Consider the following 14,785-nt stretch of genomic DNA (forward strand, 5'->3'; position numbering starts at 1 on the left):
CGGGGTTTTTCGTTTTTTTTCGGCTATATCGCCTTCCTATCTTCAATCGTGCCGCTATCCCCTCTGCTCAGAATGCTGAACTAGCGGCGGCCAAGTTTGCGTCCATTATGTCCACGCCCCTTATCCCCTTCATTCAGGCCGGTCGAGTCGCGTCTCAGGGGGGCATGTCAGGCAAGCGCATGTTAAGCAGGCGCATGTTAAGCATGCAGTATTCCATTCTGAGCGGATGGGATAAGGGGACGTTACGAGAGAGGGAGAGGAGAAGGCCACGGGAGTCGCTCGGGAATCGCCGCAGGAATCGCGGAAGCCCATTCTGAGGTAAGGGGATAAAGGAACGTTACGGATCGATCGGATTGAAGGCCGGAGGCTTAGGGGGAGCTGCCGCGAGATTAACGGAGCGGATGGGGTAGCGGCATAAAGCGGAAATTTGCGAGATGTACCGTGTGCGAACATAGCCGGACAAGGGGGTTCTGAGCGACGGGGATAGGGGCGCGGCCGTCATCAAATAGACCGACGATCGCCGAGATCGCCGGTCCATTTTTCTAACGCTCAGGAATTCAGCACGAACTTCTCGAGAACGTGGGCGACTCCGTCTTCGTTGTTGCCCAAGGTGACGTAGTCCGCGATCTCCCGCAGCGCGGGGACGGCGTTCGCCATCGCGACTCCGAGGCCCGCGGCCTCGATCATCTCGCGGTCGTTCCAGGCGTCGCCCATCGCGATCGTCTCCTCCATGGAGAAGCCGTAATGTTCGGCCAAGAAGCGGAGAGCATGCCCCTTCGTCCCTTCGCGGTGGAGGAATTCGAGGTAGTTCGCCTTCGACTTGGTCATATGGACTTCCTCCCCCATAAGGTCTCTCAGAATGGGGAACAGGGCGTCCAGCTTATCCGGATCGTCGATAATGATAAGCTTGGTATGGTTGCCCGGGGGAAGCCGGTCGAAGTCGGGCTCGACGATGTACGGGATGCCGGACTGCTTGGCGTAAGCGGCCAGTTTGTCCCCGTCGTCGAAGGAGTACAGCTTGTCGTCGATATAGGTCTGCAAATGCAGCCCGTGCTTCCGGGTGTACTCGTACAGCTTGCGGGCTTCTTCCGCCGGAACGGAGCGCTCGTACAGCACCTCTTCGTCGAGGAGATTGCGAATGAGCGATCCTTGGTACGTAATAATCGGGACGTTCAGTCCCACCTGCTTCGCGATGCGCTGGGCCGAAGCGAACATGCGGCCGGTCGCGATCGTCAGGTGAACGCCTTGCGAGATCGCCTTCCTCATCGCGTCGACCGTCCGGTCGCTGACGGTCAAATCGTCGGTCAGCAGCGTGTCGTCCAGATCCATCGCGATCAAACGGTATTTCGTCATCGTGCGGTTCTCTCTCCTTTTGGACTCCTGTAACGCAAGAGCGCGGCTATTCTCTTATTCTCCGATTGTATCCCATCCCGGGAACCTTCGACAACCGCGCGGCGGGTCATACGGAGGAGAGGTTGGCCGCCCGGTCTCCCAGCCACCGGCTCATGAGCGAGAACACGGCGGGTCTTCCCGCTTCGTTGTGCAGCTCGTGGCGGTATCCCGGCCACTCGACGAAGGAGCAGAGCGTTCCCGCCCGTTCGGCGAATTGGCGGCTGGCCGCGATGGACGTCACCTTGTCGTCGTCTCCGTGCATGAGAAGCAGCGGGACGGACAGCCGGTCCGCGTGCTCGATCGCCCATAAGCCGGCCCGGCGGACGCCGAAGAAGAACTTCGCCGTAATATGCCCGTGTCCGACCGGATCTTCCGAGATCCGCCGGATCATCTCGGGATCGGAGGTTAGCCGTTCCGCCGCCAGCGGACGGTGATTCGAATATTGCGGGTAGACCCGTTCGAGAAGCCGGCCGATGACGACCTGGGCCTGGGGCGGATCGAACGACAGCTTCAGCCAAGGGCTCGTGACGACCGCGCCCGCGATGTCGGGACGGCGGCGCAGCAGATAGTTCAAGGTCACGTTGCCGCCCATGCTGTGGCCGTACAGGAACGCGGGAATGCCGGGATACCGGTTCCGCGCTTCCCGCAGAAGCCGATCCGGCCCTTCCAGCAGGGAGTCGTAGGAGGGCACGTGGCCGCGGCGTCCCGGCGTTCTCCCGTGTCCGTACTGATCGAAGCCGCATACGACGTAGCCTTCGTCCGCGAACGTCCGGGCGACGTGCTCGTAACGGCCGACGTGCTCTCCCATGCCGTGCACGATTCCGATAAAACCGCGCGGGGATTGCCTAATCTCCGGCTGCCACTCGCATGCGTACATTCGGGTCCCGTCGTTCAGTTGCCATTCCCATTCGCGATCCGCCATTTCGAGTCGCCTCCATCGTGTCGTTGCATCTCCTTCTTTTGTAGCGTATCCATGATCCAAAAGCAATGGTTCCCGATAAGCGCACCCGAACCGAACTTTGTCGGATGGAGGCCAATAAAGATAAAGAGTGGCCAAAATCGCACAAACAACCTCCCTCCCTTTTCGAGCGAAATGAATTACAATAAAACAGGGAAAACGTTTTACATGAACTTCAAGCACTTTGATTTTCGCGGAGGGATTTATTTTGGCTAGATTGGATTTTCCGAAAGATTTCGTCTGGGGCACGGCGACGGCATCCTACCAGATCGAAGGAGCGTACCAGGAGGACGGCCGCGGGCTGTCGATCTGGGACACGTTCTCGCATACGCCGGGCAAGGTCGTCAACAACGACAACGGCGACGTCGCTTGCGACAGCTATCATCGATATGAAGAAGACGTGGCGCTTCTCAAGAACCTGGGCGTCAAAGCCTACCGGTTCTCGATCGCATGGCCGCGCATCTTCCCGCAAGGAACGGGCGAAGTCAACGAGAAGGGACTCGACTACTACCGTCGCGTCGTCGACGCGCTGATCGCGGCCGGTATCGAGCCTTGCGTGACGCTGTATCACTGGGATCTGCCCCAAGCGCTTCAGGACAAGGGCGGCTGGGCGAACCGGGACACGATCGACGCGTTCGTGAAGTATGCGGAAGTCGTTTTCAAAGCGTTCGACGGGAAAATCAAGCAATGGATCACGTTCAACGAGACGTGGTGCGTGTCGTTCCTCTCCAACTACATCGGAGCCCACGCGCCGGGCAACACGGATCTGCAGCTCGCCGTGGACGTCGCCCATAACTGCATGGTCGCGCACGGCCAGGCGGTCAAGAAGTTCCGCGAGCTCGGCGTGAAGGGGCAGATCGGGACAACGCACAACCTGTACTGGTACGAGCCGTATTCGACGAAGCCGGAGGACGTGGCAGCCGCTCATCGCAACCGCGCCTATTACAACGAGTGGTTCATGGACCCGACCTTCAAGGGCACGTACCCGCCGTTCATGGTCGACTGGTTCCGCGAGAAGGGCGTCGAAGTGAAGATCCAGCCGGGCGACCTGGAGACGATGTCCCAGCCGATCGACTTCATCGGCATCAACTTCTACAGCGGCGGCTTCGGACGTTACAAGAAGGGCGAAGGCCTGTTCGATTGCGAAGAGGTGCAGGTCGGCTTCGACCGGACGTTCATGGATTGGAACGTCTATCCGGACGGCTTGTACAAGGTGCTCTCCTGGGTGAAGGAAGAGTACGGCGACATTCCGATTTATATCACGGAGAACGGCGCCTGCTACGAAGACGAGTTGACCGCGGACAAGCGCGTTCACGACGTCCTTCGCGCCGAGTATTATAAGAAGCACTTCATTCAATGCCATCGCGTGATCGAATCCGGCGTTCCGCTCAAGGGCTACTTCGCTTGGTCGCTGCTCGACAATTTCGAGTGGGCCGAGGGGTACAAGAAGCGGTTCGGCATCGTGTACACGAACTACGAGACGCTCGAGCGTCATCCGAAGGATAGCTACTACTTCATTCAGAAAGTCATCGCGGACGGCGGCCTCGACGTTTGATTCGAGACCGGGCCGGCGCCGGGAAGAACCGTTCCACCTTGACGGGTGGGGCGGTTTTTTTGCGTTTTGAGGCAACTGGAGTTGTGATAGGGTGAGTCGTGAGGCCTATGTTTTTGTTGGGGAGTAGGTCGTTTTCAGTGATTGTTAAGAGCTAAAAGATAAAATAAGCGTGCGAAATGTTGGAAAATGGCGTTTGAAAAGGAAGAGTGTCGAAACGGGCAACGAGGATTCAAAGGGCCTTGGAGGTTGACGGAAGAGGATTACAAACAAGGAGGGCTTTTTTTTGAAGAAAAGAATTCGATTGGCGACAGTCTGGCTGCTTGCTCTGGCGTTAGCGCTTCCATTGCTTCCAGGGGCGCGAGCAAGCGCGGATGGTGGGATAAGCGTGAGTTCGGGCACTGCAAAAGAATTGGTAGATACGATTGTGGGTTCAGGCATTGCAGTGGATGAAGGAAGCATTAAATTAACGGGTGCGAACGTAGCCTTCGGAACTTTCACCGGGGGCAAGGGATCCATCGGCTTCGACTCCGGGATTATTCTGAGTACGGGCAAGGCAGCGGATGTGGTTGGTCCGAACGATAATCCTGGGATTTCCACTGCAAATAAAACTCCTGGCGATTCGAACTTGGGCAGTTCAAACACTAAGGATGCGGCGGTTCTTGAATTTAAATTTACTCCTACGAGGGATAAAATATCGTTTCAATACGTCTTTTCGTCGGATGAATACAACGAGTATGCAAATACGAGCTACAACGATACTTTTGCGTTTTATGTTAATGGATCAAACAAAGCATTAATACCAAATACCGACATTCCTGTCTCAATTAATACGGTAAACGGCGGCAATCCGACAAAATCTGGAGATATTGGACCTCAGAATGCCGAGTATTTTATTGACAATACAAACGGTCATCTAAATACCCAGATGGATGGACTGACAGTTGTCATGTCCTTATCTGTCCCTGTTCATGCGGGGGTTGAGAATACGATTAAGCTGGCCATAGCAGACTTCGGCGATGATTCGATTGACTCTAATGTATTTATAAAAGCCGGTAGTATGAACGACCGCGAAGCCCGGCCGGGTGTTATCGTTATCGATTCAAAGGAACCTCCGGGAAGCGGAGGCGGTGACATTAATATCAACGTGAAACGTCAAGAAGGGACGGACGGAACCGTCTCCTTCGATGTGATATTAGTGGACGAAGACGGTAAGGAGTCTGAGCCACAAATACTGACTTTCCCAGACGGAGAGGATATATGCAAATTCCCGGTTCCCTCGAACACGGAGAAGATTATTTTAACGAATCCAACAGGCGGGGCTGAAATTGATCCGGGTAGTCTGAATGTGAATGTCGATGATATTCCGGATGCAGGCGGATCGCCTGCTCAAAGCGCTTCTCCTGTAGCTGACAAAATCGTTGCGAATGCATCGACGGACGAAGTCACGGTTGAGGATGTGCCTGCTGGCGCGACGGTTACCGTATACGACGCTGACGGCAACGTCATTGGCACGGCAACCAATAACGGTGCGGAGCCTGCTCCGGTAACGGTTACGATTGACGATGGATTGGTCGACGGGCAGAAGGTCGACGTAACATTAAAAGAGTCCGATAAGCTGGAAAGCGCGAAGGTAAACGTAACGGCATCGTCGGATTCAAGTTCGCCGCTCGATCCGGAGAAGGTCACGGCGAATGCGACAAAAGACGAAGTGGTCGTGCAAGACGTACCGGCAGGCGCGACGATCAAGGTATACGACGCTGAAGGCAACGTGATCGGCACAGCCACGAACGACGGAACGGAACCCGGTCCGGTCACCGTCCATCTGACGGGCGACCTGAAGAATGGGGATACGGTGAAGGTAACCGTCACCGAGCCAGGCAAAGGCGAAAGCGCGCCGATCAGCGTGAAGGCGGGACAAGATCCGAGCGCGCCGCTGGAAGCTGGCAAAGCGACTGCTAACGCGACGAAGGATGAGGTCGTGGTGCAGGACGTGCCGGCAGGCGCGACGATTAACGTGTATGACGCCGAAGGCAACGTCATCGGCACAGCCACGAACGACGGAACGGAGTCCGGACCGGTCACCGTCCACCTGACGGGCGACCTGAAGAATGGGGATACGGTGAAGGTAACCGTCACCGAGTCCGGCAAGAGCGAGAGCTCGCCGATCAGCGTCAAGGCGGGACAAGATCCGAGCGCGCCGCTGGAAGCGAGCAAAGCGACTGCTAACGCGACGAAGGATGAGGTTGTGGTGCAGGACGTGCCGGCAGGCGCGACGATCAAGGTATACGACGCTGAAGGCAACGTCATCGGCACAGCCACAAACGAAGGAACGGAGTCCGGACCGGTCACCGTCCATCTGACGGGCGACCTGAAGAATGGGGAAACGGTGAAGGTAACGATCACCGAGTCTGGCAAGGGCGAGAGCTCGCCGATTAGCGTAAAGGCGGGACAAGACCCGAGCTCGCCGCCGGAAGCGGGCAAAGTCACGGCTAACGCGACGAAGGACGAGGTCGTGGTGCAGGACGTACCGGCAGGGGCGACGATTAACGTGTACGACGCCGAAGGCAACGTCATCGGCACTGCGACGAACGACACGGAGTCCGGACCGGTCACCGTCCATCTGACGGGCGACCTGAAGAATGGGGATACGGTGAAGGTAACCGTCACTGAGCCGGGCAAGGGCGAGAGCTCGCCGATTAGCGTAAAGGCGGGGCAAGACCCGAGCTCGCCGCTGGAAGCCGGCAAAGCGACGGCTAACGCGACCAAGGATGAGGTCGTGGTACAAGACGTGCCTGCTGGCGCGACGATCAAAGTTTATGACGCCGAAGGCAACGTGATCGGCACAGCGACGAATGACGGAACGGAGTCCGGACCGGTCACCGTCCATCTGACGGGCGACCTGAAGAATGGGGATACGGTGAAGGTAACCGTCACTGAGCCGGGCAAGGGCGAGAGCTCGCCGGTAAGCGTAACGGCGGGGCAAGATCCGAGCTCGCCGCCGGAAGCGGGCAAAGTCACGGCTAACGCGACCAAGGATGAGGTCGTGGTGCAGGACGTACCGGCAGGCGCGACGATCAAAGTTTATGACGCCGAAGGCAACGTCATCGGCACTGCGACGAACGACGGAACGGAGGCCGGCCCAGTAACCGTCCGTCTGACGGGCGACCTGAAGAGCGGGGATACGGTGAAGGCAACCGTTACCGAAACCGGCAAGGGCGAAAGCGCGCCGGTTAGCGCAACGGCCAAGGACGAGAGCCTCAAGCCGACCGCCAATCGCAACAAGCTGGAAGAGAATGTGTTCGACCGCACGCTGACGGTGCAAGACGTGCCGCCCGGCACCGCGGTTCGAGTCTACGACGAGGCGGGCGATCCGATCGGCACGGCCGTCAACGAAGGAACGATCCCGGCGACGGTGGTCGTCACGTTCGAGGATAACGTGCTCAAGAAAGACGAGGACATCCGGGTGACGTTCACGGAGCCCGGCAAGCTGGAAAGTCCGCCTTACGTCAAGACGCTGGACATCACCGACGACCAGTATTTGAACCAGGATGCCAAAGAACTGAGCATCGGCTATACGCCAGGCGACACCTGGGAGAGCGTGACGGCTTCCATCTACGTCCTGACGTCCGGGAAGTACGGCTCGCAAATCGCCTGGAAGTCTTCCAAGCCGACCGTAGTCGAAATTCCGCAGGGAAGCGGCGCGCAGATCGAAGGGAAGGTACACCGGCAAGCGAGCGGAGAGACCGTCATCGTAACGGCGACCCTCTCCAAAGGCGGCAAAACCCGTTACCGGACGTTCCTGCTCGTCGTCAAAGCGAACGGGGAGACGAAGTCGGAGCAGTCGAACACCCGCAACGTCGAAGTGAAGGACGGCAACGATGCCTCCGCGGCAAGCGTCCCGGTCACCCGCGTCACCGTCTCCAACTCTTCGACCGGCAAGACGTCGTTCATCGATAAGGTCGTCCTGACGCCGGCCAAAGCGGCCGAGGTCGTGCAGAAGGCGTCCGGCAGCGTGGCGACGATTCTGATCGACGAGCCGGCGGGCAACGCGCCGGACGAAGTGGCCGTGGAGATTCCCGCGGATTCGGTAGCCGCCCTGACCGGGCAAGGCTTCTCGCTGAACATCGAGACCGAACACGCGACGCTGTCCCTGCCGGCGGACGTGCTGAGCAGCCTCGGCAACAACCTGACGGACCTCTACTTCCGACTCGTTCCGATCAAGGACGACGCGAAGAAGAAGGCGATCAAACAAGCGATCCCGCGCAGCCATGATGGCCAGAGCGTGACTCCGACCGGAGACTCGCTCGAGATCGAGACGAACTACAGCAGCTTCGAGACGACGCTGACGATTCCGTTCGCGAAGAACGGCATCGACCCGGCTCGCCTGGATACGTCCAAGCTGCGGATCTACATCGCGCACAGCGACGGCACGACCGAGTTCGCCGCGGGCACGCTGGTGAAGAACGACGCCGGCAACGCGACCGGTATCCGCTTCAAGATCGACAAGTTCAGTACGTTCACCATCGTGTCTCTGAAAAGCAGCTCGACTTCCGGCGGCTCGACGCCGACGCCGAGCACGGATACGGTTCAAGCCGAGACGAGCGCGAAAGGAACCGGAATCGGCGTGAAGCTGGACATCCAGCGGACGAAGGACGCTTCGGGCGCGACCAAGGACGAGCTGAAGCTGACGTCCCAGCAGGCGGGGCAGATCGCGGAGGAAGCGGCGGCGGCCGGCGTGAGCCGGGTGACCGTTACGGTTCCCGACGCGAAGGACGAAGTCGCGAGCACTCGCATCGTCCTGGAGCGAGGCGCCGCGGACAAGCTCGCGGACGCGAAGGTCGACCTCGCGATCGAGACGTCCGGAGGCCAAGTGATCGTTCCTTCCGGCTCGCTCGCCGGAGGCGCCGGAGACGTCGAGATCGTGCTGGCTCCCGTAAGAGACAAGACGAAGCAGCAGCAAATCGACGAGCGCGCCGCGGCGAACGATTCGGTCGCGAAGCTCTCGAATGGCGAGAAGCCGGCCGCGGCGGGACGCTCTGTCGAGCTCGACATCGGCTCGCTCGGTTCCGCGACGGTCGTCGTTCCGCTCGACGCAAGCCTTATCCCGGCGGGTTCCGCGGAACGGGACGTCTACCTGCAATCCGTCATCGTCTATGCGGAATACAAGGACGGAACCGCCGGCACCGCGACCTGCACGATCGTCGATCTGGGCGACGGTCGTTACGGAATCCAGATCGCCGGAGCGAAGTCCGGTACGTATACGGCCCTTAGCGTAGCCGGCGTTGCGAAGACCCAATCCCATTCGGCCTACATCAAGGGATATGTAGACGGCACGTTCCGGCCGAACCAGCCGATTACGAGGGCCGAGCTGGCCGCGCTCATCGCGCGCAACCTGCCGGCGGGAGCCGATGCGAAGCCGGCCTCGTACCCGGACGTGAAGGCCGCGCATTGGGCCGCCTCGTACATCGATCAAGTGACGGCGGCGGGCTTGATGGAGGGGGATACGCACGGCAGCTTCCTCCCCGACGCCAACATCACTCGCGCCGAGATGGCGGTTCTGGCGGCCCGTTACTTGAACCTTCAAGCCTCGGGCGGGTTCGCCGACTCCGCGCGGTTCGCGGACGTTCGCAGCCACTGGGCGGCCGGCGCGATCGACGCGGTCGGTTCCGCCGACGTCATGACCGGCTACGCGGACGGCACCTTCGGAGCGCGCAAGCAACTGACGCGGGCCGAAGCGGTGACGATCATCAACCGCATGCTCGGCCGCGGTCCGCTGTACGGCGTGACGGCGTCCGACTGGAAGGACGTGCCGACGACCTACTGGGCGTTCGCGGATATCGAGGAAGCGTCGGTCGACCACTCGTACGCGAACCGTCCGGAAGGCGGGGAGCAGCGGGCAGACTGACCGGAGCGATCCGATAGCCATCGATTCGCCAAGAAGACGAGCCTCTCGCGGGCTCGTCTTTCTTTCTTCTCTTTTTTTACACGCCGCCGGGTATCCGTTACAATGAGAGAGAATGCTTCATCCCGGAAAGGATAATCGCCATGAACGTCGTCCTCGCGACGCTGAACGCCAAATTCATTCACACGTCCCTCGCCCTGCGCTGCCTGAAGGCGTACGCGCAGCCCGAGTTCGACGCGGACATAGCCGAATACACGATCAAGGATCCGCCGATGACGATCGCCGCGGACCTCTATCGCAGGAAGCCCGACGTGATCGGCTTCTCCTGCTACATCTGGAACATCGAAGAGACGATCACGGTCATCGACATGCTGCGCAAGGTGCTGCCCGACGTCGCGATCGTGCTCGGCGGGCCGGAGGTCAGCTACGACACCGAGATGTGGATGGAGCGGCTCCCGGCCGTCGATTACATCGTCATGGGCGAAGGGGAGGAGACGTTCCGCGACCTGCTGCGGGAGCTGTCCGGCAGCCGCAAGTTCCACTTCGTGTTCGGGCTCGCGTACCGCAAGGACGGACGGACGATCGTCAACCCGGGCCGCCCGAAGCTCGACCTGAACGAGCTTCCGTCCCCGTACCGGTTCCCGGAGGATATTCCGTCGCTTCCGAACCGCGTCGTCTACTTCGAGACGAGCCGGGGCTGCCCGTTCAGCTGCCAGTTCTGCCTGTCCAGCATCGAGGTCGGCGTCCGCTACTTCGATATGGAGCGGGTGAAGGCGGACATCACGTACCTGATCGACAACGGGGCGAAGCTGATCAAGTTCGTCGACCGCACGTTTAATATCAAGCGGGATTACGCGATGGAGATTTTCCGCTTCCTTATCGACAATCACCGGGGCTGCGTCTTCCAGTTCGAGATCACGGCCGACATCATGCGTCCCGAGGTGCTCGACTATCTGGCCGAACACGCGCCGCCCGGCATCTTCCGCTTCGAGATCGGCGTCCAGTCGACGAACGACGAGACGAACCTCGCGGTCAAGCGCCGCCAGAACTGGACGAAGCTCGTCCGCACCGTGACGAAGGTGAAGGAGAGCGGCAAGATCGACCAGCACCTCGACTTGATCGCCGGCCTGCCGCATGAGGATTACGACCGGTTCCGCCAGACGTTCAACGACGTGTTCGAGCTGAGACCGGAGGAGCTGCAGTTAGGGTTCCTCAAGATGCTTCGGGGAACGGGACTGAGGCTGGACGCGGACAAGTACGGGTACGTCTTCATGGATCGCGCCCCTTACGAGATGCTCGGCAACGATCGGATGCCGTTCGGCGACATCGTCCGGATCAAGCGGGTGGAGGATGTGTTGGAAAAGTATTGGAACGCGCACCGGATGGACCGGACGATCGAATATCTGGTGCAGAAGGCGTATCCGTCGCCGTTCGACTTCTTCCAGAAGTTCGGCGACTACTGGGAAGCCCGCGGCTGGCAGCGAATCGGCCACCAGCTTGAAGATTTGTTCGTCCGGCTGTGGGAGTTCCTGCAGGCGGACGCCAACCCGGAGCTGGACCTGGAGCTGGCGCTCGGGATGCTGAAGGCCGACTACTTCCTGCAGCACAAGTACAAACCGCGCAAAATCTGGTGGGAAGACCGGATCGGCAAGGAAGAATGGGCGGCGCTGCTAAGAATCGCCGCGGGCCGGCTCGGCATGGACGAGAGGGAGCTGGCCAAGCGGGCGGCGCTCGAGAAGCTGCCGTTCGATTACGCCGCCTGGACGGACGAAGGGCGGCTGTCGTACGAGACCGGAACGGCGCTGGTCGCGCTGTACGGGGGAGAAGGAGCGGCGGCCCGGCTGATCGCGCTGCCGTTGTCGGGCAGCCCGGAAGGGCGCAGGCAGGCCAATCCGGTCGGGTAGAGAGGAGATTCGCTGAACGACGCAAAAGAACGGGGCATCCCGATCCGGAACGCATGGCCGGAAGGATGCCCCTTTGTTATGGCGCAAGGCTTACGAAGCTTGCCCCAGATTATCGATTTTGGCCGTGCCGCCTTGGCCGCTCCACGTCCGCTTCCAGGAGTTCTGAACGACCAACAGCATAACCAGACACGCGAGCGCGATTCCGCCGATGATGAGGAAGCCCGGCGTGTAGGAGCCCGTCGATTGGTACAGGCTGCCGAGGATGAGCGGGAGCGCGTAGCCGCCCAGGCCGCCGGCCGCCCCGACGATGCCGGTGACGATGCCGATCTCGTTGCCGAAGCGCTGCGGCACGAGCTGGAACACCGCGCCGTTGCCGGCTCCGAGGCACATCATGCCGATGAACAGCAGGACGATGACCATGGCGAGGGGCGGAAGCGAGGAGACGCTGGCGAACATGACGCAGGCTCCGCCGTACAGGAGGGCGAGCATCCGGACGCCGCCGATCCGGTCGGACAGGAAGCCGCCCACGGGCCGGAAGAAGCTGCCCGCGATGACGCAGAGCGTCGTGAAGTCGGCGGCGCGAACGGCCGACAGGTCGTATTGGGCGTTGAAGAAGATCGTCAGGTAGTTGGACATGCCGACGAAGCCGCCGAACGTGACGCTGTACAGGATGCAGAACAGCCAGGCGTCGCGTTGGCTCAGAATCTTGGCGTAATGCGACAGCTTCTTCGGAGCCGGCCGGTTCGGGCTGTTCTTCGCGAAGATCGTGAACAGGACGAACACGGTCAGAATCGGAATGAGCGCGAGGCCGAACACGACCTCCCAGCTGCCGTAATGCTGGGCGAGCCGGTTCGCGAACAAGGTCGAGAACACCGTTCCGCTGTTGCCGGCGCCCGCGATGCCCATCGCGAGACCTTGGTGCTGCTTCGGATACCACTGGCTCGCGAGCGGAAGAGCGGCGGCGAACGAAGCGCCGGCGACGCCGAGCAGCAGCGCGACGATGTACATGTCGTTCAGCGAGTCGACGAACTGCCAGCCCCAGACGAGCGGAATCGTCGTCACCAGCAGGCCGAGCTGGCCGGTGCGCTTCGGACCGATATAGTCCGTCAGGAAACCGAACACGAGACGGAGAATCGAGCCGCCGAGCACCGGCAGGGCGACCAGGTTCGCCTTCTGCACCGGGTCCATCGGATAATCCTTCATGATGATGACGCTGAGCGGGCCGATGAGCACCCAGACCATGAAGCTCATGTCGAAGTATAGGAACGCGCTGAATAGAGTAGGTTTATGACCGCTTTGCCAGAACCCTTTTTTGTCCATTCAAACATCTCTCCCTCCAATGTGTATAAGCCAAAAGGCCGCACTCCTCCCTGCCTGGAAGAAACGCGGCCCCATTGCCAAACGGCGTCACCTCTTTGTGATCGCCGGCTTATTTCGGTCACATCATTGTGAACCCAATCGCATTATATGAAATTGTTATTTTGGTGTCAATAAAGGTTACGCAAAAAATGAAATGAGCAATCGAACCATGCTAGGCTCTGATAAATGTTATTATTGTTGACATTATCGCATCGCTTATTTTATTCTATAGTTAGCTCAAAATAACACCGATCGAATCAGGCACAACGACGTGCCGAGCCTTGGCAACGATGCCCGCTCCCTTCGCAAGGGGCGGGCTTTTCATGTTCTTTTACCCGCGAAGGAGGGCATTTAGGATGCCGACCCAAGAGATCGACGTATCGGTCGCCGTAACCGTAGAGGAAGCCGTCGCCCGCCTGGTCGAACGAGCGTGCGAGCCGGCCGAGGAATCCGTGCGGCTGCCGGACGCCGCGGGCCGTTATCTCGCGCGCGAGCTGTACAGCCCGTTCCCGATGCCTCCGTTCCGCCGGGCGGCGATGGACGGCTACGCGGTGCGCGCGGGGGAGACGGCCGCGGCCTCCGCAGATCGCCCTTTGCGTCTGGCGGTCGAATCCGAGCTGCGGGCCGGCGCTTCCGTCGGACGCCCGTACTCTCGAGCCGGCGACGGGAACCGCGCGAACCGGGGGAACCGCGAGAACCGCGAGAGCCATGAAGCTCCCGCCGCGGCCTCGGCCGTTCGCGTCTTCACCGGGTCGCCGGTTCCGGCGGAATACGATTCGATCATCATCCAGGAGATGGTGAGGCGGCCGGGCGGAAGCGGGGAGGATGGAAGCGGCTCGGGGGGGATCGCCTGGATCGACCGGCCGGCCGTCCGGGGCCTGCATATCGCCGAGGCGGGCGAGGACGTTCCCGAAGGAGCGCGCCTCCTCGCGCGGGGAACCCGGATCGGGGCGAAGGAGATCGCCCTGCTCGCCTCGTTCGGCTTGTCGCTTGTTCCCGTCCGCGCGAGGCCGACGGTCGCCGTCCTGCCGATCGGCGACGAGCTGGCGCTGCCGGGCGAGCCTCTGCCGCCGAGCCATATTTACGAGGCGAACGGCTACATGGTCGAGGCGAGTTTAAGCCTGCTCGGCGCCGACGTCCGGCGGATGCCTCCCGTCCCGGACGAGCCGGAAGCGATCCGGCGGCGTCTGGAGGAAGCGTGGGAGCGGGCCGATCTGATCGTGACGACGGGCGGCGCCAGCGTCGGCGATTACGATTACGTCCAAGCGGCGGCCGAGAGCGCCGGGGCCCGTCCGCTTTTCACCAAGGTGCGCATGCGGCCCGGCACTCCGACCTCGGCGTTCGCGAGGGGATCGCGCACGCTGATCGCGCTCTCCGGCAATCCGTCGGCCTGCTACTCGGGCCTCGAGCTGCTCGCGAGGCCGTTCGTCCTGGCCGCCGCGGGAAGCGCGGGCTGGGCGACCGAATGGCTCCCCGGCGCGCTGTCGGAGGCGGTCGGGAAGCCTTGCCCGTACCCCAGATACATCCGCTCGTTCGCGTGGATGGAGGAAGACGGCTGGCGGATCCGGCCTCTCGCCAAGGACAAATCGGGCAATATCGGGGCGTTCGCCCAGGCGAACGCGATCGCGGAGATTCCGGCCGGAGGCCAAGGGGCGAGGGCCGGACAGCCGGTTCGGTGGTTCCGCCTCGCATGAACATACAGGAAGGGAGTTGAC

General features: G+C 60.8%; 7 protein-coding genes and 1 pseudogene. 5 read left to right on the forward strand and 3 right to left on the reverse strand.

What is annotated here, in order from left to right; translation table 11 throughout:
* Nucleotides 1-549 precede the first annotated feature (549 nt).
* Nucleotides 550-1,353, reverse strand: a complete 804-nt coding sequence (locus H7B90_RS04065) for a Cof-type HAD-IIB family hydrolase (RefSeq protein WP_185134602.1) — start codon at nt 1,351-1,353, stop codon at nt 550-552.
* A 106-nt stretch (nt 1,354-1,459) separates the two neighbouring features.
* Complete coding sequence (locus H7B90_RS04070) at nt 1,460-2,314, reverse strand: alpha/beta hydrolase (protein WP_185134603.1); 855 nt, start codon at nt 2,312-2,314, stop codon at nt 1,460-1,462.
* A gap of 244 nt (nt 2,315-2,558) precedes the next feature.
* On the opposite strand from H7B90_RS04070, the gene H7B90_RS04075 reads away from it, so the two are divergent.
* The 4 genes and pseudogenes from H7B90_RS04075 to H7B90_RS04085 all read left to right on the forward strand — a co-directional run bounded on the left by H7B90_RS04075 (nt 2,559) and on the right by H7B90_RS04085 (nt 11,711).
* Nucleotides 2,559-3,905 carry a GH1 family beta-glucosidase gene (locus H7B90_RS04075; RefSeq protein ID WP_185134604.1) on the forward strand — a complete coding sequence of 449 codons (1,347 nt, stop codon included), beginning with the start codon at nt 2,559-2,561 and terminating at the stop codon, nt 3,903-3,905.
* A gap of 385 nt (nt 3,906-4,290) precedes the next feature.
* A pseudogene (locus tag H7B90_RS33590) lies at nt 4,291-4,956 on the forward strand (choice-of-anchor L domain-containing protein); the annotation flags it as partial.
* 405 nt (nt 4,957-5,361) lie between these two features.
* Nucleotides 5,362-9,810: an S-layer homology domain-containing protein gene (locus H7B90_RS04080; protein WP_311772682.1), complete on the forward strand. Its 4,449-nt coding sequence runs from the start codon at nt 5,362-5,364 to the stop codon at nt 9,808-9,810.
* 140 nt (nt 9,811-9,950) lie between these two features.
* On the forward strand, nt 9,951-11,711 hold the full coding sequence (locus H7B90_RS04085) for a B12-binding domain-containing radical SAM protein (protein WP_185134606.1): 1,761 nt from the start codon (nt 9,951-9,953) through the stop codon (nt 11,709-11,711).
* Nucleotides 11,712-11,801: 90 nt separating this feature from the next.
* On the opposite strand, the gene H7B90_RS04090 is transcribed toward H7B90_RS04085, so the two are convergent.
* Nucleotides 11,802-13,031, reverse strand: a complete 1,230-nt coding sequence (locus tag H7B90_RS04090) for a nitrate/nitrite transporter (protein ID WP_185134607.1) — start codon at nt 13,029-13,031, stop codon at nt 11,802-11,804.
* Between the two features lie 395 nt (nt 13,032-13,426).
* On the opposite strand from H7B90_RS04090, the gene H7B90_RS04095 reads away from it, so the two are divergent.
* Nucleotides 13,427-14,764 carry a molybdopterin molybdotransferase MoeA gene (locus H7B90_RS04095; protein ID WP_185134608.1) on the forward strand — a complete coding sequence of 446 codons (1,338 nt, stop codon included), beginning with the start codon at nt 13,427-13,429 and terminating at the stop codon, nt 14,762-14,764.
* Nucleotides 14,765-14,785 lie beyond the last annotated feature (21 nt).

The sequence above is a fragment of the Cohnella xylanilytica genome, assembly GCF_014212175.1.
Lineage (GTDB): Bacteria > Bacillota > Bacilli > Paenibacillales > Paenibacillaceae > Cohnella > Cohnella xylanilytica.